Origin of the sequence: uncultured Polaribacter sp. (assembly GCF_947495205.1) — a bacterium.
GTDB lineage: Bacteria > Bacteroidota > Bacteroidia > Flavobacteriales > Flavobacteriaceae > Polaribacter.
Map to the genome: position 1 here is coordinate 1 of NZ_CANLXV010000008.1, position 26,972 is coordinate 26,972.

A 26,972-nucleotide genomic window follows, 5' to 3' on the forward strand; every position below is an offset into this window, starting at 1 on the left:
GTGAGCTTCCTCTCTGTTAAATCAAAAATAATAAAAATTAAGACAATAAAATTAGGAATTAAAGATAGTACCTAGCCCTGTTTGCTAACTTTTTTCATTAATTATTCTTAAAGATTTCTATTTACTAACAATTTGTAACCCTATAATAGTTTTTTAGAGATTGTAATTTTGCGTGAGATGCTTCCAGCGTGACAAACTGTATGAATAAACTTAAGCCTTTAAAACTTTTATAATCAGCTACTCTACAGCTATAAAACTTTACCACTTTGCAACTCTGCAACTCTAAAAATCTAATAATCTAATAATCTAAGAATCTAATAATCTAATAATCTAAGAGTCTAATTTCATTATAAACACTACTCTTTTTATCCCAAATAATAATAAAATTGCCTATTTCTGTTTGTAAAATTGTTTTCATTTCTAAAATATTAGAGACTTTAAAAGTAGTTAAAAATCATTTTAACAAAAGTTTTTTACAGAACCCTTTTTTGTTTTGTAGTTTTATGCGAAACTAATTCAATCTTTTATGAAAAAAATATTTCTTGCCGCTCTTTTAGGGGTTTTTCTTTTACACAGCTGCTCATCAAAAAAAAATAAAAAAGACGCTTATGTGGTAGAAAATTACACAAAACAAGAAGTAAATATTACAATGAGAGATGGTGTAAAACTGCATACTACCATTTATTCTCCAAAAGACACTTCTAAAGAATATCCTATTTTAATGCAAAGAACGCCTTATAGTTCTGCGCCTTATGGCAAGGGAAAACTAAAAACTAAAATTGGTCCTAATGTACATTTAATGAAAGAGGGCAATATTATTGTGTATCAAGATGTACGCGGACGTTGGATGAGCGAAGGCGTTTACGATAATATGCGTGCGTACATTCCTAATAAAAAAGAAAACGAATCTGATGAAGTTTCTGATACGTATGACACCATAGATTGGCTCGTAAAAAATGTAGAAAATAATAATGGAAATGTTGGTACTTGGGGTATTTCTTATCCTGGGCATTATGCAACCATTTCTGCCATAGATGCACATCCTGCTTTAAAAGCAGCTTCTCCACAAGCTTGTATTGGCGATTTCTTTTTTGATGATTTTCATCATAATGGTGCATTTTTATTAAGCTATTTTAGAGCAATTTCTTTATTTGGCACATATAAAGACACACCAACAGATGCTGCTTGGTATTCTTTTCCTGAAATGAACACACAAGATCAATATCAATTTTTCTTAGACAAAGGTCCTTTAAAAAACTTAAACGAATTTTTTCAATACGACAAGTTAGATGTAAATGGAGAGGCTTCTAAAGATAAAATAGACGACTTTTTCTGGAAAGAAATCACAGAACACCCAAATTACGATTCTGTTTGGCAAAGTAAAGGCATTATACAACATATGAATAAAGTACCAAGTTCTGTAGCTACTATGGTTGTTGGTGGTTGGTTTGATGCTGAAGATTTGTATGGACCTTTAGAAACTTATAAAGGCATAGAAAAACACGGAAAAGACAACTACAATACTTTAGTTTTTGGCCCGTGGGATCATGGAAGATGGGCAAGTTCTGTAACCAAAAATTATGTGGGTAATTATTATTTTGGAGATTCTATTTCTTTAAATTTTCAGAAGGAAATAGAAACAAAATTCTTTAATCATTTCTTAAAAGGAAAAGGAGATAAAAATTCTGGTTTGCCAGAAGCTTATGTTTTTGATTCTGGTAAAAAAGAATGGAAATCTTACAATTCTTGGCCACCTAAAAATGTAGTAAAAGAAGATTGGTTTTTATCTGAAAATCAAGAATTAACTTCAGCTAAAAAATCAACCGAAAAAATTAATTTTATAAGTGATATAAAACGTCCTGTGCCGTATTCCGAGGACATTAAAACTGTTTTTACACCACGTAAATACATGACAGACGACCAACGTTTTGCTGCCAGAAGACCAGACGTTTTGGTTTTTGAAACCGATGTTTTAACAGAAGATTACACCTTAGCTGGAGACATTTTAGCAAAATTAAAAGTGGCAACAACTGGTTCTGCCGCAGATTGGATTGTTAAAGTAATAGACGTACATCCGTCTGATTTAGCAACCGATAAAGAAAATGATAAATTACAAGACCATTTAAAGATGAGTAATTACCATTTAATGGTAAGAAGTGAAGTAATGAGAGGACGTTTTAGAAATAGTTTTGAGTTTCCAGAACCTTTTACACCAAACAAAAAAACGGATGTAAATATAAAATTACAAGATGTTTTTCATACCTTTAAAAAAGGACACAAGTTACAAATTCAAGTACAAAGTACGTGGTTTCCTTTAATTGATTTAAATCCTCAAACGTATGTAGATAATATTTACAAAGCAGCCAAAAAAGATTTTAAAACGCAAACACATACCGTTTTTACAGATTCATCAATAGAATTTTCTGTACTGAAATAACCAATAATTAAAATAAAATTATGAAAGATTATAAAGTTGAAACATTAATATATTATTCAAAATTAACTACAGATAAAAATCATATTGTTAAAAGTTCTAAAAAAGAAATTCAAGAACAATTAGATAAATATGCTGCTAATGGTTACAAATTAGCTTCTACAGATATGTCTAATTTTGGTGCTGCCTTATACATTTATTTATATTTCGAAAAAGAATAAATGCGTTATTTATTCTTTTTTATACTATCATTTTTTTCGATTATTACACTTGGGCAAAACATTAAAAAACATCAATGGAAAAATAGAGTATTACTTGTTATTTCTAATGATCAAAACAATGGTCAGCTTAAAAAACAATTCCTGTTATTAGAAGAGCATCCAAAAGAACTTATAGAAAGAAAATTAGTAGTGTATTGTTTTCTTAAGAATAAATATCAATATAACTTTAAAGGAGACTGGAAACCATCAACAAAATTTAAAAATGAAAAAGGTGCATTTAAAGTACTTTTAGTTGGTTTAGATGGCGGAGTTAAGTTGCAACAAGACTCCGTTTTATCAACAGAAAAACTATTTACAATTATAGACGGAATGCCAATGCGAAAAAGAGAACTACAAAAAAATAAAAAATGACGTCTACAGAAATTGCTTTGTTATTAAATAGTGATCCAGAAAAAATTACCAGAATTGGAGAAATCATCACTAAAAAAATTGCTAAAAAAGACGATTTTAGCCATTTAAACGATTTTGAAAAAACCTTTATTTACATCGATATTTTAGAACAAAATGTTACAGAAGGTGGTTTTATACAATTCTTTTTTGATTCTTCTGGCCAGTTTACCCATGAAATTTTTCAAGCTTATTTGGCCATAAAAGCAGAAAAAACAGTAGCTATTTTAACAAAAGCTATTTTTTTATTTCCAGAAATTCCTGTTCCTAAAGATTTAAATACTAGAAGAAGTATTTTAATGCAAAAAGAGGAAAATATTGATTTATGGGATGCTATGGATGCAGAATTTGAAAAATATGAAGATGATATTATAGCATTAACGATAGCTTACGTAAGAGAAAACATTGTTCATTTTGATTAGTTAAAAACAATGTAATTATTTACGCGTCATATAATTAAATCATTTTAAACCTTTGGTGTAGACTTTTAAAAAACTACTGCTCTAAAATATCTTTAATATTCGGTTTAAAATAATTTGGTCCTTTTAAAATTTTACCATCTTCTCTGTAAATTGGTTTACCGTCTTCACCTAGTTTACTCATATTACTGCGTTGTATTTCATTAAAAACCTCTTCTATTTTCTCTTGCATACCATGCTCTATAATTGTACCACAAAGAATGTACAACATATCACCTAAAGCATCAGCCACCTCTACCAAATCGTTATTATTTGCAGCTTCTAAATATTCTTCATTTTCTTCTTTCATTAAATTAAAACGCAATAAATTTCTATCTTCACCAATATGTGCCGTTGGTTTGTGTTGAATTCCTGCACCAAAAGCTTTGTGAAATTTTTGAACTGCCTCTATTTTATTTTTCATAATATTTTAATAATTAAAAGTTATTTAATTCGTAATTTAGCATTGTAAAAAATGCGTTAAATTGGAAGTACAAGATAACTTCAATTTTTTATTTTGAATATTTTTTACACGGATTTAATAAAGAACTTATTAAGAAAAAAAAGATATGTTTTTAGCATTTTTTACCACAGGAAGAATTGTTTTTATGATATTTTTTATCATCGCTTTTATCTCTTTAATGATATTTAGCTATAAAAAAGATATCAAAAACCATAAACGCTATTATCAAAATTCAGGTAAAAAGGTATTAATTTATGGCGGATTAATTGTATTGGTTTTTATGGCAATTCGTTTTTTTACTGGGCATTAATTTAATTTTTCTACTACACTTCATTTTTTGAGATTTAAGCGTTTAAAATTCTTATGGTTTTTAATCGCTTCCAAGCCACACGATGCCTTTGCGTGTAAATAAAGAAGCAGCCAACATCTAATAAAAAATAAAATAAACTTATACCACTTGGCGGATTGTTGCTAGGCAAAAAAGTAAAAGTATTAAATGCTATTTCTGGCCATTTCCATGCCCCAAAAGCGGTGCCTCCAATTTCTAAAATAGCCACTAAAATATACATGGAATAGAAAAACAAACGATCTTTAGGTCGTTTAAAAAGTAGTAGAAAAACCCCTACTGTCATCACAAAACCAAAAACATCATTAAAGAAAATTAAATATATTGTTGCAAAAATTGCTATGGCAATTGCAAAAATTTGTTCTACAGCTTTGTGGTGTTTTCTTACAACAGATGCTTTACTAAACATAAAAATTCTACCATAAAGTGCAGCATGCCCAATTGGCACATACAAAGGCACATTTTCTAAACGATACGTATACATATCTAAGCCTCTAGAAAATAAATATTCGCCACCAAAACCAAGTATTACAGCATAAATCATTAAAGTTTTTACTCTTGGTGTAGATCTAAAATACATTTTAAAAAAACCTGCAAACATTAAAATATTTATAAATAATTGAGAGTTTGTTAACGTATCTGCAAACCACAAACTATCAAAAAAAAGCACAAAAACAAAAAATACAAAACGACCAATTTCTCTATTAAAAATGGCAATGATTTTTTTTAAATCTGTTTTAAGTATTTTAGCTATTAACATGAACTGGATATTTAAAACAATCTGTTGTATGGTCATTTACCATACCGATTGCTTGCATAAAAGCATAAACTATTGTTGAGCCCACAAATTTAAAACCTTTTTTCTTTAAATCTTTAGAAATTTTATCTGATAAAATAGTAGTAGCTGGTACTTCTTCTTTATTATGAAATTGATTTATAATTGGTTTTCCGTTTACATAAGACCAAATAAAACTAGAAAACGAACCATATTCTTGCTGAACTTCTATAAAAAGCTGTGCATTCGTTATCGCGCTTCTAATTTTTAATTTATTTCTTATAATCCCTTTATCTTTTAGAAGAGCATTGTATTTGCTTTCTGAGTATTTTGCTATTTTTTGATAATCAAAATTATCAAATGCTTGTTTAAAATTTTGTCTTTTATTTAAAATAGTTATCCAACTTAAACCTGCCTGAAAGCTTTCTAAGAGCAAAAACTCAAATAGAATTTCATCATTAAAAACGGGCTTACCCCATTCATTATCATGATAATCTTGATACAATTTACTATCGGTTACCCAAAAACATCTCTTTTTCAAAAATCTAAATTTTGGTTGCAAATTAGCATTAATTTGCAAAAACAGCATTTAATAAATAACATTTTTCTTAAAAAAAACAGCGTTTACTCAAACAAACTAAACCTTCACTAAATATAACTTTTAAAACAGGCTTTGTAGTTTTAATTTCGTTTTGCAGCTTACATAGCATTAAAATGAAATACAAACAACCATAAAGTCTAATTAAAAATTGATATCTTTAACTATTATGAAATTTATAAAACAAATCTTATTTATTTTATGCGCTACATTTCTATTTGTTTCTTGCGGAACATTACAAAAAAATGAAAAGCAAGTTTCTAAAGAAAAACCAGTTGTAATAGCAAATGATAGTTTAGCTTACGAAATTATAATTATAGATATTGGCTTTAATTATTTTTTAAATGCTATTGCACAGCCAAAAGGATTTTATAACCAAAATTATTTAGAGGTTAGAAATAGAGCTTGGGTAACTTCTTGGAATATTAGAGCCCAAAACCCAATAGCATACAATCAAAATATTTATGAGAACAATATTGATTACCAACCTAATATAGATTATGGTTATGATGTTAATTACAAATTATTCAATTATTTTTTATTTGCCCAAAGAAAATACAAAATGAGTTTGGGCGGCGGTTTTAGAGCAAACAGATTGAATTAGCTTTTTTGATAAGAGATAAAACTATAATCATATTTATTTTTATCATCTGCCTTAAAATCTTCTCTTTTGGTTTCTTTCCAAAGTTTTTTATCTATTATTGGAAAGTATACATCTGCATCAAATTCTTTATGAACCAATGTTATATCTAACTGGTCTGCCAAATCTTTAGCCAACGTTTCTTTATAAATTTGTGCGCCACCAATTATAAAAATTTGCTCTTGTTCTTTAGCCATTTCAAGCGCCTCTTCTAAACTATGTGCAATTAAACACCCGTCTTTCAAGTAATTTTTATTTCTAGTAATTATAATGGTAGTTCTATTTGGTAAAGGTTTACCAATAGATTCAAAAGTATTTCTACCCATTAAAATATAATTGCCAGTAGTTACTGTTTTAAACCTTTTTAAATCTGCAGGTAAGTGCCAAATTAAATCGTTATTTTTACCTAAAGCATTGTTTTCTGCAATGGCAGCAATTACTGTAATCATAATCTTTTTTTATTTGCAACAAAAATAGTAGAATTGTGTTGAGATTCGCTCATTTTAACTCTTTTTAAGAAAAATAAACCTTGTACAAACTTACTTTTTTTACGAAGCTATTGAAAATCAGCCAAAAACAACCGTTCTAATTTTAAGAACAATACAATATTCGTAATAATTAATTCTTAATTAGCAACTTTACTAAGCTACAAATTATTAAAGTGATAATTCTTTTGTAAAAGCCTTAAATTATGTTTGTTATATTATAAGTCTTGCATATTTTTACATAAATGATTATTGAAACCAAAAAATAAAAATTATGGCTATTAAAAAACAATTTTTAAAAAGTAAACCTGTTTGTAAAGTTACTTTTACTGTACCAGCAGAAGAGGCTAAAACTGTTGCAGTTGTAGGTAGTTTTAATGAATGGAATGCACAAGCAACGCCATTAAAAAAATTAAAAAATGGTTCTTTTAAGGGAACTGTAGATTTAGAAGCAAACGCTTCTTATGAATTTAGATATTTAGTAGATGGCGCTTATGTAAACGAAACTGAAGCAGATGCATTTGCTTGGAATGAGTATGCAGGAGCAGAAAACAGTGTTATAACTTTGTAAAAGCGCTATTATAAATTATAAAAAAACGCTTTAAATGTATAATTTAAAGCGTTTTTTACATGAAATTAAAGTAGCTTAAATAGCCACTTTTCCTTTTATATGTGGATGAGGATTGTAATCTATTAATTCAAAATCACTAAAAGTAAAATCTTCAATATCTTTTATTGCCGGATTTAACTTCATTTTTGGCAAAGGTCTAATATCTCTAGACAATTGCAATTCTAATTGCGTTTTATGGTTGTTATAAATATGTGCATCACCAAAAGTGTGTATAAATTCTCCTACTTCATAACCACAAACTTGAGCAATCATCATTGTAAACAATGCATAAGAGGCAATATTAAAAGGTACACCTAAAAATATATCTGCACTTCTTTGATATAATTGGCAAGATAATTTGCCATCTGAAACATAAAACTGAAAAAATGCATGACAAGGCGGTAATGCTGCTTTACCATTGGCTACATTTTCTGAAAAAGAAACAGAAGTATCTGGTAAAACTGAAGGATTCCAAGCAGAAACTAACATTCTCCTAGAATTTGGATTATTTTTTAAAGTTGCAATAACTTCTTTTAATTGATCTACCTCGTCACTATTCCAATTACGCCATTGATGCCCATAAACAGGCCCTAAATCGCCATTTTCATCTGCCCATTCATTCCAAATTCTTACACCGTTTTCTTGTAAATATTTAATATTGGTATCACCTTTTATAAACCACAACAATTCGTATACAATAGATTTTAAGTGCAATTTCTTAGAGGTTACCATTGGAAAACCTTCACTTAAATCAAAACGCATTTGATAACCAAACACACTTTTTGTTCCTGTTCCTGTTCTATCTCCTTTTTCGTTACCGTTTGCTAAAACGTATTTTACTAAATCGTGGTATTGTTTCATAGAAGCCTATCTTAATCTTCCCAAAGAGAAGAAACTCTTGTGTTAGTTATTAGAAGTAAAAATAACAAATGTAAAAACTGTTATTTCTAATGAAATAAAAATTTTATTAATGTTTTATTAACTATTTTAAGTAGTTTAAAAACTAGCTAAATTTTCCCCTTTGGGGAAACGTCTGAAAGACAAAGGGGATTTTTAACCAATAATCATACCTGCAATAGTTGCAGACATTAAAGAGGCAATTGTACCACCAATTAAAGCTTTTATACCAAATTCTGATAATGTTTTACGTTGACCAGGAGCAAGAGAACCAATTCCGCCAATTTGTATTCCTATTGATGCAAAATTTGCAAAACCACATAACATGTAAGTTGCCATAATTACAGATTTATTAAACGTTAAATGCGTAGCACTAGCTACATTTTTTAACTCGGCCAATTGAATATAACCAACAAATTCACTTGCTGCTAATTTTATACCCAATAACTGCCCCATTAAAGTCATATCTGCAGTTGGCACACCAATTAACCACATTAATGGCGCAAAGGCATAACCCAATAAAAATTCTAAAGAAAGTTGTTGATATCTGGTATTAGCAGCAATTATTTCATTTAAAGAAGTTACATCTCCAATTAAACCTAAACCGCCATTTATCATTGCAATAACAGCAACAAAAACCAGTAGCATTGCACCAACATTTACTGCCAAACGCAAACCTTCTGTGGTACCATTTGCAATTGCATCTAAAATATTAGATCCTATTTTTTCTTGAGAAACGCTAACGTCTGTATTTACTTTTTCAGTTTGAGGGTACAAAATTTTAGAAATTACAATAGCGCCAGGAGCTGCCATAACAGATGCTGCTAATAAATGTTTTGCAAAAACCAATTCTAATGCTTTATCTCCGCCGCCTAAAAAGCCAATGTACGCTGCTAAAACTGCACCTGCAACAGTTGCCATACCACCAATCATTACCAAAAGCATTTCCGACTTATTCATTTTTTCTAAATAAGCTTTAATTAAAAGTGGTGCTTCTGTTTGTCCTAAAAATATATTACCTGCTACAGATAAACTTTCCATACCAGAAATACCTAAAAACTTAGATAAACCAATGGCTAATATTTTTACAACCCATTGAATTATACCTAAATAAAATAATAAAGAGGTTAATGCAGAGAAAAATATAATTGTTGGTAAAACCTGAAAAGCAAAAATATAACCAAAGGTATCCATATCTGCAATTAAACCATCAAACAAAAATTTACTACCTGCTTTTGTGTATTCTAAAATTTCTATAAACAACTTTCCTACTAGCTCAAAAGCACGCTGGACAAAAGATATTTTTAAAACACCAATCGCAATAATTAACTGTAATGCTAAGCCAATACCAACTTTTTTCCAATCGATGGCTTTTCTATTGGCACTAAAAAGAAATGCAATAACTAGCAAACTAAACATGCCCAAAACACCACGCCATAACGTATTTACACTAAAACCTGCACTTGGTTTTATTACTGATGCACTATTTTTTGAAGTATTATTTGTTAGCGTTTTTTCATCTTTTTGTAGCTTATTTTCTATAGTTTTAACGCTATTATCCGCTGGAATTATATTTTGCTCATAGGTTTTAGAAGTTAATGTATACACAACATCTGACTCTGATAAAACTAAACTTGAATTATCAAATGAAACAATATTCAAATATTTTAATTGCTGCTTGGGTTTTAAAAAATTTAGAATAATTAAATTTTCTTGTCGTAAATAAGTTCCTGAAGCTGTTTTATTTTCTCCAAAAATTGGAAATTGGAAATTACCCTTTGCAAATGATATTTTTAGCGGATTAATAGTATCTAAAACAGCAGTTTTACCTGCTTTACTCATAGCGTTAATTGACCAATCTTGTTCTAAATCTTGAGAAAACAGTTGTAACGTTACAAAACAAAATACTAGTAAAAATAGATTTTTCATACCTGATTTTTAAGAACGTTTGCTAATTTCATCTCTTATTCTTGCCGCTAACTCGTAGTTTTCATCTGCTACAGCTTTGTCTAATTTTTCATTTAAATCTTGTATGGAAAATTTAGAAAACGGAGCTGGATTATCAGTATCTAAGATGGCTTCTATTTCTGTACTTACCTCATCCTCTTCTTCTGCTGGGTTATTTAAGTCTAACTCCTCTTCTACCTTTAAATAAACACCTGCTTTATCTAAAATATTTTCGTACGTATATATGGGTGCATTAAAACGAACTGCAATTGCAATTGCATCTGAAGTTCTGGTATCTATTATTTCTTCTGCGCCATCTTTTTCGCAAACTAGGCTAGAAAAGAAAACACCGTCTACAAGTTTATGAATAATTACTTCTTTTACTTGTATTGCAAACCGATCTGAAAAGGTTTTAAATAAATCATGTGTTAGTGGTCTTGGTGGTCTTATTTCTTTTTCTAAAGCAATGGCTATAGATTGTGCCTCAAATGCGCCAATAATTATTGGCAATGTTCTAGAACCTTCTATTTCACTTAAAACTAAAGCGTATGCACCACTTTGTGTTTGACTGTAAGAGATTCCTTTAATGGTTAGTTGTATAAAACTCATATATCTTTTTACGAAAAATACAATAGCTATGTAAGCTAAATATTAAGGGCACAATTTACTAAAAATATAATAGTGATTTGTGGTATTTCTATTGAAATAATTTTTTAAAATGTTCTGCACCCGCGTGAAGGATTGAGCCTCTGTTTGAGCTCTTACCCTTTTTAGGGTAAAGCGAGTGGCGAAAGCCTGACCAAATTATGTGTATTAAAAACTAAATTGCATAAAAAAGCCTATTAAAATTCACATTATAACAGGCTTTTTTAAATGTACTATTTAAAATAATTTGGGCACGCCCAAGAAATTATTTTTATTTAAGCGGCTTTAAACGCTTTTAATTTTTCAATTAATTGTGGTATTACCTCAAAAGCGTCTCCTACAACGCCGTAATCTGCAGCTTTAAAAAATGGCGCTTCTGGATCTGTATTTACAACTACTTTTACTTTAGAGGCGTTAATGCCTGCTAAATGCTGAATTGCGCCAGAAATACCAATGGCAATATATAAATTTGAGGCTACTGGCTTACCTGTTTGGCCAACATGCTCTCCATGTGGACGCCAACCTAAATCTGAAACCGGTTTAGAACAAGCGGTTGCTGCATTTAAAACTGCTGCCAACTCTTCTACCATTCCCCAGTTTTCTGGCCCTTTTAAACCTCTACCTGCAGAAACTACAACATCTGCATCTGCAATGGTTACTTTACCTGTAATTCTTTCTATATTTTCTGATTTTACACCTGAATTAGGAATTTCTGCATCAAAATTTTCTGTGGTTCCTGCAACTGGATTTTCATAAATTCCGAAAGAATTTTTGGCTAAACCAATAACTTTAATTTCTGTAGAAATTACAGTATTAGAAAAGGCTTTGTTAGAAAAAGCTTTTCTTTTTACCGTAAAAGGTGCTATGTTAGACGGCGCTTCTACCGTGTTTGAAGCATAACCTGCTTCTAAGTTTACAGCTACTAAAGGTGCTAAATACAAACCATCTATACTTGTATCTACTACAATAACATTTGCATTTTCTTTAGTTGCAATTTGTGTTAAAACAGCTGCATATCCTTTTGCATTAAACGTTGCTAAAGTAGCATTAGCAACATTTACTACTTTTTCTGCACCATACTTGTATAATTCTGATGCGTCTGTGGCGTTAATGGTTGCCACAACTAAATTGGTACTTAATTGTGTTGCTACTTTTTTACCATAAGATACTACTTCAAAAGCAGCTTTTTTAAAGGTACCGTCTGTAGCGCTGGCATATACTAAAACTGACATATTTTATATTTTTTTAAAAATGTGTAATTGTTAAATTGTGTAAATGTGTAATTGTGATAACTTAAACATTTAAAGAATTAAATGCTTAAACAATTATACCCATTTAAATTACTTTAGCCTCGTTGTGTAAAAGGCTAATTAACTCGTCTAAATTATCTGCATCTACCAACTTTACAGCTCCTTTTGGTGCTGGTTTTTCGTAAGACGAAATTGTAGTTGTTGTTTCTGTACCTGATGATTCTACTACATTTAATGGTTTTTTACGCGCCATCATAATTCCTCTCATATTAGGAATGCGTAAATCTTTTTCTTCCACAATTCCCTTTTGACCACCAACAACTAACGGTAAATTAGTTGCTAAGGTTTCATTACCACCGTCTATTTCTCTTTTGGCAGTTACGTTTGTACCATCTACATTAATATCTACACAGCCATTTACAAAATTAAAATCTAGTAAAGCTGCTAACATTCCAGGAACCATTTGCCCGTTATAATCTGCAGATTCTTTACCTGCTAAAACTAAATCAAAACCTTCTTTTTTAACAACTTCTGCTAGCTCTTTGGCTACAACAAAACCATCTGTTGCTGCTGTATTAATTCTAATTGCATTATCTGCACCAATAGCCAACGCTTTTCTTAATGTTGGTTCTGTTTCTGATCCACCAACATTTACAACAGTAACCGTTGCTCCTTGTTTTTCTTTAAACCATAATGCTCTTGTTAAGCAAAACTCATCATACGGATTAATTACAAACTGCACACCATTTTTATCAAACTCGGCATTATTATTGGTAAAATTTATTTTTGAAGTGGTATCAGGCACGTGGCTAATACAAACTAATATTTTCATACGTTCTTCTTTTTGTTTTTTCTTGGTTACGAAATTACAGCTTTTTTTTAAATTTACTATGCATGCATAGTAAATTTTTTATTTATTTAACAAACATATCATGACAATTGTTCTTTAAATTTTGAAAGAAAGTAAAAAAAGATGCTTGGTATTGCTATAGACAGGTAAGAAATATCAAACAAACTGTTGTATAAATTAGCATTAAAACCCTCTTCAAAAGCGTTTAGAATAAAAGTTATAAGCATTAAACCTCCTAAAATATAAGTGGTATACAAAAATACATCACTATTTTTTTTAACCTTAAATGCATAATAAAATGGTAATAATATGGTTAGTAAAATTAGTGGTGTAGGTGCATATTTTGTTTGATGATTAAACGGGTTATGCTCTTTAATAAAAGCTAGGTTTGGTAAATTCCATAAAATTGGTAAAGAAATTAACACTCCAAAAAACAGCAACCAAAAAATAAATTTAATTTGATTTTTAATTTTTAATTTTACAAAACCATGAAACAAAAATAAAGTTAATGGTATTACCACAGTACCTCTAGTCAATGCAAAAAACATAGCAAAAAATGCTAAAAACATAACTTTTTCAAAAACATGTTGACCATATTTTTGTTGCCAAATGTAAATAAATAATAAAACTAAAAAGGTGTTACTTAAAAGATCACTTTTTGCAAAAACCTCCCAAAAATAAGCAGGCGATAGTATAATCAATAAAAATAAAAATAATTTCTGTTGTTTGTCTATTTTAGCTAAAAATACGCTCAGAATTATGGCAAAAAAAACAAAAGCTTGTAAATAACCAACATCTCCTAACAAGTAAAATGGCAAACCTATGTAAAACAAACTAGGTAAATTAGAAGTTGTATTGTCTAAATGATCTAATACAGCATAGGGGTAATTTCCCTTTAAAATACTTTGAATAAAAATTTCTAAAGCAGACCATCTATCTGAATTTAAGGTTAGCCCATCTATTTTAAAATTGATAAACAATATTCCAGCAAAAAATAATAAAAAGCTCGTATACCCTAAAAGGTTAAAATTTTTAAATGTATTTATTGTGCTTTTATATTTCTGTATCAAAAAATAAATGGCAACAAGTAGACCAACATACCCAAACGTCACAAAATAATGATTTACAAAAGCTAATCTATCTGTATATTTTAGCACAAAAAGTGCATTAATAACTAGATATAGTATCAAAAAAATATTTTGGTTTTTAAAGAAGTAGGCCGCTTTTTTCAAAAAAAATAATTAACATTTCAATTATAACACGAAAGTACAAAATACTAAACTTCTTTTTTAGAATTTTTTTTTTATAAATTTTAAGTAAATGTTTGATAAATGTATTATAAATAATGACAAATATTTGCTTACTTTTGTGAAATAAAATAAACAACAACTAAGATTTAGATGAAAACAGTTCAATTTAGAGAAGCCATTTGCGAAGCAATGAGCGAAGAAATGCGAAGAGACGAAAGCATTTATTTAATGGGTGAAGAAGTTGCAGAATATAATGGAGCTTATAAGGCTAGTAAAGGAATGTTAGATGAGTTTGGCGAAAAAAGAGTTATTGACACTCCTATTGCTGAACTTGGTTTTGCTGGTATTGCAATTGGTTCTGCCATGAATGGTAACAGACCTATTGTAGAGTACATGACTTTTAATTTCTCTTTAGTTGGAATTGATCAAATTATAAACAATGCTGCCAAAATTAGACAAATGTCTGGTGGGCAGTTCAATTGCCCAATTGTTTTTAGAGGACCAACAGCCTCTGCAGGGCAATTAGGTGCAACACACTCACAAGCTTTTGAAAACTGGTTTGCCAACACACCTGGTTTAAAAGTAATTGTACCTTCTAACCCTTATGATGCAAAAGGATTATTAAAAGCTGCCATTAGAGATGATGATCCAGTAATTTTTATGGAATCTGAGCAAATGTATGGGGATAAAATGGAAATTCCAGAAGGAGAATACATTATACCAATAGGTGTTGCAGATATTAAAAGAGAAGGTACAGATGTAACTATTGTTTCTTTTGGAAAAATTATTAAAGAAGCTTACAAAGCTGCAGACGAATTGGCAAAAGAAAATATTTCTGTAGAAATTATAGATTTAAGAACTGTGCGCCCAATGGATCACGATGCTATTTTAACTTCTGTTAAAAAAACAAATAGATTGGTAATCTTAGAAGAAGCATGGCCTTTTGCAAGTGTTTCTACTGAAATTACTTATAGAGTGCAAGACCAAGCATTTGACTATTTAGACGCACCAATAAAAAGAATTACCACAGCAGATGCTCCAGCACCATATTCTCCTGTTTTATTTGAAGCTTGGATTCCAAACGCAAATGACGTTGTTAAGGCTGTAAAAGAAGTACTTTATGTAAAGTAATTATTTCATAAAATATATTTTAAAAAATCCTTTTTTCTTAGTTGAAGAAAGGATTTTTTATTGTTTTTATATATTCTGCTTATTCTGAAATTCTCAATACAAATACAACATTAAAATTATAAAATACACAATAGATTTACTACTTTTGTTTTTATAGTTTAATTAAAAGAAAGGACAGAAAATATGAGCGAAGAACAAAAAGAAGATTTAACTTTTGATGTTTTAATAGAAATCCCAAAAGGAAGTAGAAATAAATACGAATATGATTTTACATTACACAAAATCCGTTTTGATAGAATGTTATTTTCTTCTATGATGTACCCTGGAGATTATGGATTTATTCCAGAAACATTAGCATTAGATTCAGATCCATTAGATGTATTGGTTTTAGGACACAAACCTACCTACCCAATGGTAGTAATGGAAGTAAGACCTATTGGTGTTTTTTACATGACAGATGAAAAAGGACCAGATGAAAAAATTATTTGTGTACCTGTTTCTGACCCTATTTGGAGTAACAAAAAAGATATTGCCGACTTAAACCCACATAGATTAAAAGAAATTGAACACTTTTTTCAAGTATATAAAGATTTAGAAAAGAAAAAAGTTGATACTGGTGGTTGGGGTAATGCAACTGAAGCCGTTAAAATATACCACGAATGTGTAGAACGTTATGATAATAGCGAGCACAAGAAGAAAAGAACATTTACCATTTAATTATCATATCACCAATAAAACGATAAAAAAATAAGCTATCTTTAATTAAAGGTAGCTTTTTTTATTACTTTGATTTTATTACATTTACCCATACTAATCAAAATAAAAAGAAATTATATGGGATCATTAATGATTTGGATGCCTATTGCAATGGCAATTTTAGGTTTAATTTATATGTGGATTAAACAATCTTGGGTAATGAAACAAGATCCAGGAGACGGTAAAATGAAAGAGATTTCAGATTACATTTACAAAGGTGCCCTTGCTTTTTTAAGCGCAGAATACAAATTACTAGCAGTTTTTGTATTATTGGTTAGTATTGCTTTAGCCATTGTCTCTTTTATAATACCAACTACCCATATTCTAATTGTAGTAGCCTTTATTTTTGGTGCTATTTTTTCTGCTTACGCAGGAAATATTGGTATGAAAATAGCCACAAAAACTAACGTAAGAACAACACAGGCTGCCAAAACAAGCTTACCAAACGCCTTAAAAATATCTTTTGGTGGTGGTACAGTTATGGGTTTAGGAGTTGCTGGATTAGCTGTTTTAGGTCTAACTGCATTTTTTATCGCTTTTTTCCACTTTTTTATGGGAGGTGTTTGGACAAATACAATGGATATGACTATTGTTTTAGAAACACTAGCAGGTTTTTCTTTAGGTGCAGAGTCTATTGCTTTATTTGCTAGAGTTGGTGGTGGTATTTACACAAAAGCTGCAGATGTTGGTGCAGATTTAGTAGGTAAAGTAGAAGCTGGTATTCCCGAAGATGACCCAAGAAATCCTGCAACAATTGCAGACAATGTTGGTGATAATGTTGGTGACGTTGCTGGTATGGGAGCAGATTTATTTGGCTCTTACGTAGCAACAGTTTTGGCAGCAATGGTTTTAGGAAACTATGTTATAAAAGATATGGGAGGAAGTATTTCTGACGCTTTTGGAGGAATTGGACCTATTTTATTACCAATGGCAATTGCAGGAGCAGGAATTATAATTTCTATCATTGGAACAATGTTGGTAAAAATAAACAATAATGATGCAAAAGAGTCTCAAGTAATGGGCGCTCTAAACAAAGGAAACTGGACGTCTATTATATTAGTTGGTCTTTCTTGTTTTGGTTTGGTAACTTGGATGTTGCCTGAAACAATGAAAATGGAATTTTTTGGTGAAGGTTTGCAAGAAATTTCTTCTATGCGTGTTTTTTATGCCACTCTAGTTGGCTTGGTTGTAGGCGCAGTTATTTCATCAGTTACAGAATATTATACAGGTTTAGGAAAATCGCCTATTTTAAAAATAGTACAACAATCTTCTACAGGCGCAGGCACAAATATTATTGCAGGTTTGGCTACAGGCATGATTTCTACATTTCCATCTGTACTTTTGTTTGCAGGTGCAATTTGGGCCTCTTACGCTTTCGCTGGTTTTTACGGAGTTGCTTTAGCGGCTTCTGCAATGATGGCAACCACTGCTATGCAATTGGCAATTGATGCTTTTGGACCAATTTCTGACAATGCTGGTGGTATTGCAGAAATGAGCGAACAAGAACCAATTGTAAGAGAACGTACAGATATTTTAGATTCTGTAGGTAACACAACTGCTGCAACTGGTAAAGGTTTTGCCATTGCTTCTGCTGCATTAACTTCTTTAGCTCTTTTTGCTGCTTATGTAACTTTTACAGGAATAGATGGAATTAATATTTTTAAAGCACCAGTTTTAGCCATGTTATTTGTTGGTGGAATGGTACCTGTAGTTTTTTCTGCTTTAGCAATGAACGCAGTTGGTAAAGCTGCGATGGAAATGGTACAAGAAGTACGTAGGCAATTTAAGGCAATTCCTGGTATTATGGAAGGTACAGGTAAACCTGAGTATGACAAATGTGTAGCAATTTCCACACAAGCATCCTTAAAAGAAATGATGCTACCAGGCTTGTTAACTATCGGTTTTCCATTAATTATTGCATTTTTACCTTTAGCTTTTGGTATGGACAAACTAGCAATTGCAGAAATGTTAGGTGGCTATATGGCTGGCGTAACTGTTTCTGGAGTACTTTGGGCAATATTCCAAAACAATGCTGGTGGAGCTTGGGACAATGCTAAAAAATCTTTTGAAGCCGGTGTAGAAATTAATGGAGAAATGACTTACAAAGGTTCAGATGCACATAAAGCTGCTGTAACTGGAGATACTGTTGGTGACCCTTTTAAAGACACTTCTGGACCATCTATGAACATATTAATTAAACTAACCTGTTTAATTGGTTTGGTAATTGCACCTATTTTAGGTGGCCATGCAGATAACAAAAAACATGGAGAAGACATTAAAAAAGAAATACAAATAAAAGAAACAAAACAGCTAGAGATAAAACTTGCTAAAATTCTAGAAAAGGAAAAAATAAATCAGCTTAGTAAAGCAAGTACTAAAAGCGATTAAAAAACATAGCTAAATAATTTAAATAGTCTTTTCTAAACTTACAAAGAAAGTCAAAACTTAATTGGTTTGGCTTTCTTTATTATAGAAGATCAAAAAAAATCTAATTATAAACTATTTAAATATTTTCTTCAAAAGCATTAGAAAACCATATTTGCTAATATATTTTGCAAAATTACCCAGTAAAGCAATTGGTTTTAACTGCGCTTCAAAATCGCTTTTTACTATTTTTAATTCTTTTAAAGCAGCTTCCCTATCTTGTTTGTGTTTTTGTAAATCTAACGCTATTTCTTTAAAACTTTTATACTTTTTCATAGGTTTACTTTTTAAAGAATTTAGGAGCCATTTTAGTTATAATTATGGTGTCAATTTTTCTTCTGAATAGAAAAACACCAAAGCTAATTATAAGAAATAAACCTCCAACTGCCAAATAGCCAAGTATTACGCTATTAAAAACATCACCCAAAAAAATTGCAAAAGCAATAGCTACAAACAGCAGACCAATTCCTAAAAAAGCACCTATAGCCAATAACTTTACAAGTGTACTTAAAGAGCGTGTTACACTCTGAAATATTTTTAATTTCCAATATTTATAAGAGGCATCTACATAATCTTTTCCTTTATGTAAATTATCATCGGTATTCGCATTTTTTAAAGATTTAAATAACCCCATAGCTTTTATTTCAGCAATTTTTAAAGTAATTTTTCTTACGAATTAAGAAACATTTTTTTGAAACTTCTTATTTTGTTCTTTCAGACGCTTTAATTTCATCTCTAAAGAATCAATAATATCTTCTGTTTTATAACTAACTTTAGAAATAATGTTTTCGAATTCTTTATCAAAGTTTTCTTTTTTAGAACTGTAAGATTTTGAGGTATCTTCTTTTAAATCTTTTACGGCTTCATTAATATCATTAGATAATTCAGAAACAGCAATATCTATACCTTCTTTAGCAGATAAAGCCTCTTCTTTAATTTTTTTTCTAGTAACTTCTCCTTTATCGGGTGCAAATAAAACGCCTAAACCTGCACCAACTATTGCTCCCAATACTATTCCTGATAAATTTTTCATGAACTATTTTTTAATTTACAAATTACAAAACACACTTTTTGCGTATCTCAAAATATAAAAAACAAGAAGTGTGCCAATATTACGTAAAAGCCTTTAATGCAGTACAAAACAGATTTTATCTGTAGGTTTTTTTTGTGCTAATTTACCCAAGCTATTTTCTTTAAGTTGCAAAATCCTTGGGTAACCGCCAGTAACCTGACAATCTTTCATTAACACAATTAATTTTCCAGAAGGCGTTAATTGCACTGTTCCTGGTAAAACGGCAGATGTAACAATTCCGCTTAAAGTATTCTCTAACCGCTCATTTAATCGAAAGCCCATCCTATTGATATCATTAGAAATAGAAAAATTTGCATTGCATAATTTGTGTTGTTGTTTTTCTGACAACAAATCGAATTCTGGCCCTTTGAAACAAATCAATTTATCATCTTCAAAGTAGTTTTTATTTACTTTTATTGATGCATTTAACGGGTTTCTTAAATGTATTTGTTCCTGAAACAGTAAAACATCTCCATTTTTCAATTGACTAGTTTTAGTAATTTCTTTAAACATACTTCTAGACCCAAGTATTGTCTCAGATTGAAAACCACCAGCCACTGCAACATATGTTCTTGCTCCAAATTTGATAGTTCCAAAACTTAAAACATCATCTTTTTTAACATTAATTATTGCATTTAATTTTACAAGTTTTCCATTTATTTTGGCTGAAAAATCTGCCCCAGAAATACAAATTTGTGTTGCATTTATAAACTGAAAAACGGCGTTATTAAATGCAATTTCTAAAACAGCATTAGCCAAATTATTGTGTAATACATGGTTTGCTATGTTTGCTGCATAACTATCCATTACGCCAGCAATTGGCATGCCAATATTAGCAAAACCAAACCTACCTTTATCTTGTATAGCACTATAAAAACCCGCTTTTAAAACCTTAATCATCATATAAAGTTTTGGATAGTTTATATAAATTCTCATCCACTTCTTTTTTTAGAAGATGATATGCCGCCTTTGAAATGCTCGTAAACTTTACAAAATCTCCTGCTTTTGCAAAACAAGGTTGCTTGTTATTTATATTGAAGAAATTCACAGGACTTTTTCCTATAATTTGCCAACCACCAGAAGTTTCTGTTGGGTAAATTCCCGTTTGTTTGCCGCCAATTGCAACGGATCCTTTAGGTACTTTTAGCCTGGGATTTTCTTTTCTATTGAAATAAATTCTTTTGTCTAAACCTCCTAAATATAGAAAGCCTGGTAAAAAACCAATAAAATGAATGTTATATATTTTTTCTGAGTGAATTTTTATAATTTCTGAAGTTTCTAATCCAGAATACTGCGCCATTTCTTGCAAATCTATACCAAATTCATTGTGATAGCAAACAGGAATTTCCCAAATATACTTTTGAATTTTTACAGATAAAAAAACAGCTTCATAGATTGTTTGTAGTTCTAAAACTATCTTTTCAAAATCTTTAATTTCTTCCTTAAAAACAATTGTTAGCGAAGTATAAGCTGCAATAATATCTAAAATATGCTCTTTTTTATCTTTTAATATTTTATTTTGAAATCGTAAAATATCTTCAGAAACAGCAACACTTATCTCTGTGTCCCACGCTATTAAGATTGCTCTTTCGCCAAAGCGTTTATATGTTGGTTTATTTTGCAAGTGTTATCTTATTTCTAGTAAATTTTGCATGCAAATACTGTAAAACTTCTAATGAATTTTCATGATCTCCATGTATACAAAAAGTGTCTGCTTTTATCAATTGTTTTTTACCGCTTATTGTTTTTACTTTTTGATGTTTAAGCATACAGAAAACATGATTAAAAACTTCTTCGGGATTTTCAATTAAAGCATTTTCTTTACTTCTTGGCACCAAAGTTAAATCTGTATTATAATTTCTATCTGCAAAAGCTTCGTATTTAATTTTGATTTTATTTTTTAAAGCAACCTTCTCAATTTCAGAATTATAAGGAACATATAAAAAACAATTTTTTAGATATTTTTTTGTAATTCTGATAAATTTTTCAGCCTCACCGCTATCTTTTGCAATTAAGTTATACAAAGCTCCATGTGGTTTTATGTGATGCATCTTTTGATTAAAGGTTGCCATTCTTTCCAAAAACAATTCTATCTGAAACATTAAACTCTCCTCTAATGCTTCATTAGAAATTCGCAACACTTGTCTACCAAAGTTTTTAAAATCTGGAAAGCTAGGGTGTGCACCTAGTTTTACATTATTTTCTATTGCTAATTTAATTGTTTTATCAATTGAACTAGAACTCCCAAAATGCCCACCACAAGCAATGTTGCAAGAAGAAATAAAAGGAAATAAGAAATGTTCATTTACAATTCCTTCACCCACATCACAATTGATATCTATATTCATTTATAGAAAATTTAATACTTTTAAAACACCTTTTACACCTAAAAAAATAGCAATTAGTAAAATTACAAATCCTAAAATATTTTGAGCTCTAGAGTTTACAAAATTACCTAAAACTGACTTTTTATTTACAATCCACAATAAAATTCCTGCAATAATTGGTAATAACATACCATTTGCAACTTGTGCAAATTTTATAATTTCTATGGGTTTTATACCAATAGAAGAAAATAAAACGCCTAGAAAGAGAATAGAAATCCAAACAAATCTAAATTTTTTAGATTTTAAATCTCCATGCCAACCCAAACAACCTTTTGCAACATAAGCTGCCGCCAAAGGTGCTGTAATTGCAGATGTTATTCCTGCAGCAAACAAACCTAAACCCATAAAATATTTTGCAAATTCGCCATACAAAGGCGCCAAACCTTTTGCCAACTCTGCTGCATTTGTAACTTCTGTTGTTTGTATAGCCGTTGCAGAAATTATAATTGCCATAGAAACCAAACCTCCTAAAATAATAGAAACCATGGTATCTTTTCTAGCAAATTTTAAATCTTCTTTTTTATGCCAACGTTCTTTTACCAAAGAAGCATGTAAAAATAAATTATAAGGCACTACAGTTGTGCCCACCAAACCAATAATAGTTAAAATACTTTTCTCTGGAAATTTAGGGATTAACATGCCATTTAAAACAGCTAAAACATTTGGTTTTGTAATAATTGCAGTTGCAAAAAACGACAAGCTCATCAACAAAACTAAAATAATTAAAGCTCTTTCTAAAAACTTATAACTACCAATATATAATAGTATAAAGGCAATAAAACCAATTAAAAAACTCGTTAAATTCAATGACTTTTCTCCAAAAGAAAAACTATAATTTCCAAAAATACTTTCCAAACCTAAAATACCTCCACTTATATTTCCTGCTTCGTAAGAAGCGTTTCCTATAACAACAGCAGCTAAAATTAAAAAGGTTATCAACTGCTTTAAAAATGGAGTTTTTATTTCTTCTCTAATCACTGTAGATAATCCTTTTTGAGAAATAATACCCAATCTTGCCGCCATTTCTTGTAAAACAATGGTTGCTACAATAGACAATAACATTGCCCACAACAAGTTGAATCCGAAATTTACACCAGCCAAAGTGCAAAGCGTTACCGTTCCTGGACCAATAAAAGCTGCTGCTACTAAAGTACCTGGGCCAATATTTTTGAAGTATTTTTTTAACATTCATTATAAATTATTCAATAAATATACTTCTAAAAATAAAAAACACCTCAAAATGAGGTGTTTTATTGTAGCAGTAATCAAAATAAATATTTCTAATGTTAAAGCAACATAAATAACTAATTTAGTTTATTGATTTTAATGAGAATAACGTTGTGGTCCACCTCTTCTAATATCTTCATTAGCAAATTCTTCAAATTGTTTAAAATTAAATCTAAACGCATTAGATAGTTTAAACGCTTCTTTATAATAGGCTTCATCATCATTCCAAGTAGATCTTGGACTTAATAATTCTGTTGGTACTCCAGGACATGTCCTTGGTTGGGCAACTCCAAATACAGAATGAATATGGTACTTTTCGTAAGTATAATCACCTAAACTGCCATCTAAAACTGCATTAATCATGGCTCTTGTATATTTTAATGGCATTCTTCGTCCAACACCATATTTTCCTCCAGACCAACCTGTGTTTATCAACCAAACATTTACGCCTGCATCTTTCATTTTTTTACTTAACATTTCAGCATATCTTGTAGGATGTAGAGGCATAAAAGGCGCACCAAAACACGCTGAAAAGCTTGGCACGGGTTCTGTAACTCCTGCCTCTGTTCCTGCCACTTTTGCTGTATAACCAGAAATAAAATGATAGGCTGCTTGAGCTGGGGTTAATTTTGATATTGGTGGCAATACTCCAAATGCATCAGCTGTTAAAAAGAAAATATTTTTCGGGTTTTTACCTATTGAAGGTTCTTGTATATTATCAATATGATAAATTGGGTAACTAACTCTTGTATTTTGTGTAATAGAAGTGTCTGCGAAGTCTACATTATTATTTGAATCTAAAACAACGTTTTCTAAAATTGCACCTTTTTTAATTGCTGCAAAAATTTCTGGTTCTTGTGCTGCAGATAAATTAATCACTTTTGCATAACAACCTCCTTCAAAATTAAAAACGGTGTTTTCTGCAGTCCAACCATGTTCATCATCACCAATTAAACTTCTGTTTGGATCTGTAGAAAGCGTTGTTTTTCCTGTACCTGATAATCCAAAGAAAATAGCAGTATCTCCAGCTGTACCTACATTGGCTGAACAGTGCATTGGTAAAGTATTTTTATACATAGGTAAAATAAAATTCAATGCAGAAAAAATTCCTTTCTTAATTTCACCTGTATAGCCTGTACCACCAATTAAAGCGATTTTTTTACTAAAATTTAAAATTGCAAAGTTATGTTGACGAGTACCATCAACAGCAGCATCTGCCATAAAACCTGGTGCATTGATTACAGTCCATTCAGGAGAAAAATTTTCTAACTCTTTATCTGTTGGACGTAAAAACATATTGTAAGCAAACATATTGCTCCATGGATACTCGTTTACAACTCTAATATTTAATTGGCAATTTTCATCTGCACAAGCATAACTGTCTCTTACATAAATTTCTTTTTCAGATAAATAATCTGCAACTTTATTATATAATTGATCAAACTTTTCTTCTTCGAAAGGCAAATTAATCTCACTCCACCAAACTTCATCTTTGGTAATAGCATCTTTTACAATAAAACGATCTTTAGGTGAACGCCCTGTAAATTCTCCTGTATTAATAGCAATTGCTCCTGAAGAAGATACAATACCTTGTTTTTTATCTAAAATTTGTTGCTCTAATTCATCTGAAGTTAATTGATAATGAACATTTGCATTTTCGATTCCCAATTCGCTTAACAAAAGTGAATTTATACTTAATTTAGTCATAAAACTAATTTTAGGTTTTTACTTATCTTACCACAACTAAATTACATAAATTTTAAAAAATAAAGTAATTAATCTACTTTTTTATACAATTACTAATTAAAGCTTTTTTTACTTGAAAAATATACAATCATTAAAATCCACCCGATTATAAAAAACAAACCACCAAGAGGTGTTATAAACCAAATAGATTTTGCAGTAATACTTGTCAGTTGAATTAAATATATAGAGCCAGAAAAGCAAAAAACTCCCAAAAAGAATAAGTAACTAATATAATTTTTCTGCTTTAAAGAAAAGCCACTGAAAGTATTTACAAACAACAACACAATTACATGATACATTTGGTAACGTACCGCAGTTTCAAAACTTAATAACTGCGCAGCTGTAAGTGTTTCTTTTAAAGCATGCGCCCCAAAAGCACCCAAAATAATAGCTAACGCACCTAACAAACAAGTAATTATTAAATTTTTAATCATAATAAATTATTTTATCTACTAAATTAACAGAAAGGAATACAAAACTACATTTTTAAGTAAAAATCTTTTGTTAAATCTATATAGGCTTGGGTATATTTATGTCGTTCTATTTCTATAATTAAATTGTTTTTTTCAACTTCTTTTTTATCAAAAGAAAAAGCTAACAAACTTCTTTTTATTACAGAATTTACATTTCCTTGAACGTTACAAACCCTATTTAAAAACAAATGATGTTCTTTTGCTAAATTAATAAAACGTTCTTCTTCTTTATAAGGTACAATCACAGAGAAAACTCCGTTTTTAGATAAAATTTTAGCAACACCGCTTAGTAATGTTTCAAAAGATAAAGCAGAAGTAAAGCGTGCTTTGTTTCTACTTTCATTATCAGTTTCAAATTCATCAGTATAAAATGGCGGATTTGAAACAATTGCATCATAAGTTTCTTCTTCTTGAGCAATTTCATCTGCAAATTCAGCAAAACTAGCATTATAACAATACAAACGATCTCCCCAATCAGATTGTTCAAAATTTTCTACCGTTTGTTCATAAGCATTCTCATCAATTTCTACAGCATCAATAGTCATAGCATCACAACGTTGTGCCAACATTAAAGCAATTAAACCAGTGCCAGCACCAACATCTAAAATGGAATCTGGTAAATAATCAACAGCACACCAAGCACCGAGCAAAACACCATCTGTACCTACTTTCATAGCCGTTTTATCTTGATGAATTGTAAACTCTTTAAATTGAAATGGTTTTAACATTATAAAACTTTTTTAACCAAAAAGTTCTGTGAAAAACACAGAACTTTTACATATTATAAACTAGAAATTTTTAAACTTTTTTTTGCAGAGAGGAAGGGATTCGAACCCTCGATACAGTTGCCCATATACTACCTTTCCAGGGTAGCTCTTTCGACCACTCAGACACCTCTCTAAATATACAAGGCAATTAAACCATCTGGCGCATTTACCTGTATTATTTTGTTTTCTCTATCTACTTTTTTAATAAAATCATCTACCATAGGAATAAAAATTTCTGTTCCATCCCTATCAATTTCAAAAAGTGGTTGTGCAGCTTTATCGTTTATATGCACAATTTGCCCCACTTCACCAAAATTATCATCAACAACTGTAAAACCAATTACTTCATGATAATAAAATTTATCACCAGTTAATTCTGGCAACATGGTATTTGGTAAATAAACCGCAGATTTTAAAATAGCATCAGCTTCTTCTTCATTATAAACATCTTCAAACTGAACCCGTAACTGATTGCCTTTGTGTAACGAACTTTTTTCAATAAAAAATGGAACCAAGTTTGCGCCAAATTCGACGTAAACTGATTCCATTTTCGTGTACAACTCAGGTTCATCAGTATCTAATTTGATAACTACTTCACCCTTAAAACTATACTTTGTTACGATTTTGCCTAAATAAAAACAATCTTCTTTACGCATTGTCGTAGAAATTACAA

General features: G+C 30.3%; 31 protein-coding genes and 1 tRNA gene. 10 read left to right on the plus strand and 22 right to left on the minus strand.

The window, feature by feature from the left end; all coding sequences use genetic code 11:
- Positions 1 to 526: 526 nt before the first annotated feature.
- The 4 genes from Q0762_RS08930 to Q0762_RS08945 are packed head-to-tail and all read left to right on the plus strand — an operon-like array spanning position 527 to position 3,524.
- On the plus strand, positions 527 to 2,437 hold the full coding sequence (locus Q0762_RS08930; protein ID WP_298766135.1) for a CocE/NonD family hydrolase: 1,911 nt from the start codon (positions 527 to 529) through the stop codon (positions 2,435 to 2,437).
- Between the two features lie 20 nt (positions 2,438 to 2,457).
- Positions 2,458 to 2,655, plus strand: coding sequence for a DUF4177 domain-containing protein (locus Q0762_RS08935; protein WP_298766136.1), 198 nt, complete (start codon positions 2,458 to 2,460; stop codon positions 2,653 to 2,655).
- A complete protein-coding gene (locus tag Q0762_RS08940; protein ID WP_298766137.1) occupies positions 2,656 to 3,066 on the plus strand; it encodes a DUF4174 domain-containing protein in 411 nt (136 codons plus the stop codon).
- Positions 3,063 to 3,524 carry a DMP19 family protein gene (locus Q0762_RS08945; RefSeq protein ID WP_298766139.1) on the plus strand — a complete coding sequence of 154 codons (462 nt, stop codon included), beginning with the start codon at positions 3,063 to 3,065 and terminating at the stop codon, positions 3,522 to 3,524. The genes Q0762_RS08940 and Q0762_RS08945 overlap by 4 nt, the downstream gene beginning before the upstream one ends.
- Positions 3,525 to 3,597: 73 nt before the next feature.
- Here Q0762_RS08945 and Q0762_RS08950 read toward each other — a convergent pair whose 3' ends face one another.
- Positions 3,598 to 3,984, minus strand: coding sequence for a nucleoside triphosphate pyrophosphohydrolase family protein (locus Q0762_RS08950; RefSeq protein WP_298766142.1), 387 nt, complete (start codon positions 3,982 to 3,984; stop codon positions 3,598 to 3,600).
- Positions 3,985 to 4,129: 145 nt separating this feature from the next.
- Between Q0762_RS08950 and Q0762_RS08955 the strand changes: the two genes are divergently transcribed.
- Positions 4,130 to 4,333, plus strand: coding sequence for a hypothetical protein (locus Q0762_RS08955; protein WP_298766144.1), 204 nt, complete (start codon positions 4,130 to 4,132; stop codon positions 4,331 to 4,333).
- A 34-nt stretch (positions 4,334 to 4,367) separates the two neighbouring features.
- Here Q0762_RS08955 and Q0762_RS08960 read toward each other — a convergent pair whose 3' ends face one another.
- On the minus strand, positions 4,368 to 5,129 hold the full coding sequence (locus Q0762_RS08960) for a hypothetical protein (RefSeq protein ID WP_298766146.1): 762 nt from the start codon (positions 5,127 to 5,129) through the stop codon (positions 4,368 to 4,370).
- Entirely contained in the window at positions 5,116 to 5,685 is a 570-nt protein-coding gene (locus tag Q0762_RS08965; protein WP_298766147.1) for a DNA-3-methyladenine glycosylase I, read from the minus strand. The genes Q0762_RS08960 and Q0762_RS08965 overlap by 14 nt, the downstream gene beginning before the upstream one ends.
- Positions 5,686 to 5,911: 226 nt before the next feature.
- Between Q0762_RS08965 and Q0762_RS08970 the strand changes: the two genes are divergently transcribed.
- On the plus strand, positions 5,912 to 6,346 hold the full coding sequence (locus Q0762_RS08970; RefSeq protein WP_298766148.1) for a DUF6146 family protein: 435 nt from the start codon (positions 5,912 to 5,914) through the stop codon (positions 6,344 to 6,346).
- On the opposite strand, the gene Q0762_RS08975 is transcribed toward Q0762_RS08970, so the two are convergent.
- Complete coding sequence (locus Q0762_RS08975; RefSeq protein WP_298766150.1) at positions 6,343 to 6,831, minus strand: dihydrofolate reductase; 489 nt, start codon at positions 6,829 to 6,831, stop codon at positions 6,343 to 6,345. The two genes, Q0762_RS08970 and Q0762_RS08975, sit on opposite strands and share 4 nt — an antisense overlap.
- A gap of 310 nt (positions 6,832 to 7,141) precedes the next feature.
- Here Q0762_RS08975 and Q0762_RS08980 point away from each other — a divergent pair, with 310 nt between their 5' ends.
- Positions 7,142 to 7,438 carry an isoamylase early set domain-containing protein gene (locus tag Q0762_RS08980; protein ID WP_298766153.1) on the plus strand — a complete coding sequence of 99 codons (297 nt, stop codon included), beginning with the start codon at positions 7,142 to 7,144 and terminating at the stop codon, positions 7,436 to 7,438.
- A gap of 75 nt (positions 7,439 to 7,513) precedes the next feature.
- Here the strand turns inward: Q0762_RS08980 and Q0762_RS08985 are convergent, their stop codons facing one another.
- The 6 genes from Q0762_RS08985 to Q0762_RS09010 form a co-directional block, all read right to left on the minus strand.
- On the minus strand, positions 7,514 to 8,338 hold the full coding sequence (locus Q0762_RS08985) for a thymidylate synthase (RefSeq protein WP_298766155.1): 825 nt from the start codon (positions 8,336 to 8,338) through the stop codon (positions 7,514 to 7,516).
- Between the two features lie 192 nt (positions 8,339 to 8,530).
- Entirely contained in the window at positions 8,531 to 10,303 is a 1,773-nt protein-coding gene (locus Q0762_RS08990) for a nucleoside transporter C-terminal domain-containing protein (RefSeq protein WP_298766157.1), read from the minus strand.
- A gap of 9 nt (positions 10,304 to 10,312) precedes the next feature.
- Positions 10,313 to 10,930 carry a bifunctional nuclease family protein gene (locus Q0762_RS08995; RefSeq protein WP_298766159.1) on the minus strand — a complete coding sequence of 206 codons (618 nt, stop codon included), beginning with the start codon at positions 10,928 to 10,930 and terminating at the stop codon, positions 10,313 to 10,315.
- Positions 10,931 to 11,241: 311 nt separating this feature from the next.
- The gene (locus Q0762_RS09000; RefSeq protein ID WP_298766160.1) at positions 11,242 to 12,198 is read right to left on the minus strand and encodes an electron transfer flavoprotein subunit alpha/FixB family protein; all 957 of its coding nucleotides are present in this window, start codon (positions 12,196 to 12,198) and stop codon (positions 11,242 to 11,244) included.
- A gap of 103 nt (positions 12,199 to 12,301) precedes the next feature.
- Positions 12,302 to 13,048, minus strand: a complete 747-nt coding sequence (locus Q0762_RS09005; RefSeq protein WP_298766162.1) for an electron transfer flavoprotein subunit beta/FixA family protein — start codon at positions 13,046 to 13,048, stop codon at positions 12,302 to 12,304.
- Positions 13,049 to 13,146: 98 nt separating this feature from the next.
- Positions 13,147 to 14,256 (minus strand): hypothetical protein, encoded by a 1,110-nt coding sequence (locus Q0762_RS09010; protein ID WP_298766164.1) that lies wholly within the window; start codon positions 14,254 to 14,256, stop codon positions 13,147 to 13,149.
- Positions 14,257 to 14,466: 210 nt separating this feature from the next.
- On the opposite strand from Q0762_RS09010, the gene Q0762_RS09015 reads away from it, so the two are divergent.
- From Q0762_RS09015 to Q0762_RS09025, 3 genes are all read left to right on the plus strand, one after another.
- A complete protein-coding gene (locus Q0762_RS09015; protein ID WP_298766166.1) occupies positions 14,467 to 15,447 on the plus strand; it encodes a pyruvate dehydrogenase complex E1 component subunit beta in 981 nt (326 codons plus the stop codon).
- Between the two features lie 183 nt (positions 15,448 to 15,630).
- Entirely contained in the window at positions 15,631 to 16,164 is a 534-nt protein-coding gene (locus Q0762_RS09020; RefSeq protein ID WP_298766168.1) for an inorganic diphosphatase, read from the plus strand.
- A gap of 117 nt (positions 16,165 to 16,281) precedes the next feature.
- Positions 16,282 to 18,591 (plus strand): sodium-translocating pyrophosphatase, encoded by a 2,310-nt coding sequence (locus Q0762_RS09025; RefSeq protein WP_298766170.1) that lies wholly within the window; start codon positions 16,282 to 16,284, stop codon positions 18,589 to 18,591.
- 111 nt (positions 18,592 to 18,702) lie between these two features.
- On the opposite strand, the gene Q0762_RS09030 is transcribed toward Q0762_RS09025, so the two are convergent.
- The 12 genes from Q0762_RS09030 to rimM all read right to left on the minus strand — a co-directional run bounded on the left by Q0762_RS09030 (position 18,703) and on the right by rimM (position 26,955).
- Positions 18,703 to 18,903, minus strand: a complete 201-nt coding sequence (locus Q0762_RS09030) for a hypothetical protein (protein ID WP_298766171.1) — start codon at positions 18,901 to 18,903, stop codon at positions 18,703 to 18,705.
- Between the two features lie 4 nt (positions 18,904 to 18,907).
- The gene (locus tag Q0762_RS09035; protein WP_298766172.1) at positions 18,908 to 19,261 is read right to left on the minus strand and encodes a hypothetical protein; all 354 of its coding nucleotides are present in this window, start codon (positions 19,259 to 19,261) and stop codon (positions 18,908 to 18,910) included.
- Positions 19,262 to 19,303: 42 nt separating this feature from the next.
- The gene (locus tag Q0762_RS09040; RefSeq protein WP_298766174.1) at positions 19,304 to 19,660 is read right to left on the minus strand and encodes a YtxH domain-containing protein; all 357 of its coding nucleotides are present in this window, start codon (positions 19,658 to 19,660) and stop codon (positions 19,304 to 19,306) included.
- A gap of 93 nt (positions 19,661 to 19,753) precedes the next feature.
- The gene (locus Q0762_RS09045) at positions 19,754 to 20,635 is read right to left on the minus strand and encodes a biotin-dependent carboxyltransferase family protein (protein ID WP_298766175.1); all 882 of its coding nucleotides are present in this window, start codon (positions 20,633 to 20,635) and stop codon (positions 19,754 to 19,756) included.
- Positions 20,592 to 21,323, minus strand: a complete 732-nt coding sequence (pxpB, locus tag Q0762_RS09050; protein WP_298766177.1) for a 5-oxoprolinase subunit PxpB — start codon at positions 21,321 to 21,323, stop codon at positions 20,592 to 20,594. The genes Q0762_RS09045 and pxpB overlap by 44 nt, the downstream gene beginning before the upstream one ends.
- Positions 21,313 to 22,047 (minus strand): 5-oxoprolinase subunit PxpA, encoded by a 735-nt coding sequence (gene pxpA / locus Q0762_RS09055; protein ID WP_298766179.1) that lies wholly within the window; start codon positions 22,045 to 22,047, stop codon positions 21,313 to 21,315. Before pxpA ends, pxpB begins: the two co-directional genes overlap by 11 nt.
- Positions 22,048 to 23,274, minus strand: a complete 1,227-nt coding sequence (locus Q0762_RS09060; RefSeq protein ID WP_298766181.1) for an Nramp family divalent metal transporter — start codon at positions 23,272 to 23,274, stop codon at positions 22,048 to 22,050.
- Positions 23,275 to 23,409: 135 nt separating this feature from the next.
- Positions 23,410 to 25,020 carry a phosphoenolpyruvate carboxykinase (ATP) gene (gene pckA / locus Q0762_RS09065; RefSeq protein ID WP_298766182.1) on the minus strand — a complete coding sequence of 537 codons (1,611 nt, stop codon included), beginning with the start codon at positions 25,018 to 25,020 and terminating at the stop codon, positions 23,410 to 23,412.
- 92 nt (positions 25,021 to 25,112) lie between these two features.
- A complete protein-coding gene (locus Q0762_RS09070; RefSeq protein ID WP_298766183.1) occupies positions 25,113 to 25,493 on the minus strand; it encodes a DUF423 domain-containing protein in 381 nt (126 codons plus the stop codon).
- Positions 25,494 to 25,537: 44 nt separating this feature from the next.
- Positions 25,538 to 26,260: a methyltransferase gene (locus Q0762_RS09075; protein WP_298766184.1), complete on the minus strand. Its 723-nt coding sequence runs from the start codon at positions 26,258 to 26,260 to the stop codon at positions 25,538 to 25,540.
- Positions 26,261 to 26,345: 85 nt separating this feature from the next.
- A tRNA-Ser gene (locus Q0762_RS09080) sits at positions 26,346 to 26,432 on the minus strand.
- Positions 26,431 to 26,955 carry a ribosome maturation factor RimM gene (gene rimM, locus Q0762_RS09085; protein ID WP_298766185.1) on the minus strand — a complete coding sequence of 175 codons (525 nt, stop codon included), beginning with the start codon at positions 26,953 to 26,955 and terminating at the stop codon, positions 26,431 to 26,433. Before rimM ends, Q0762_RS09080 begins: the two co-directional genes overlap by 2 nt.
- Positions 26,956 to 26,972: the final 17 nt, after the last annotated feature.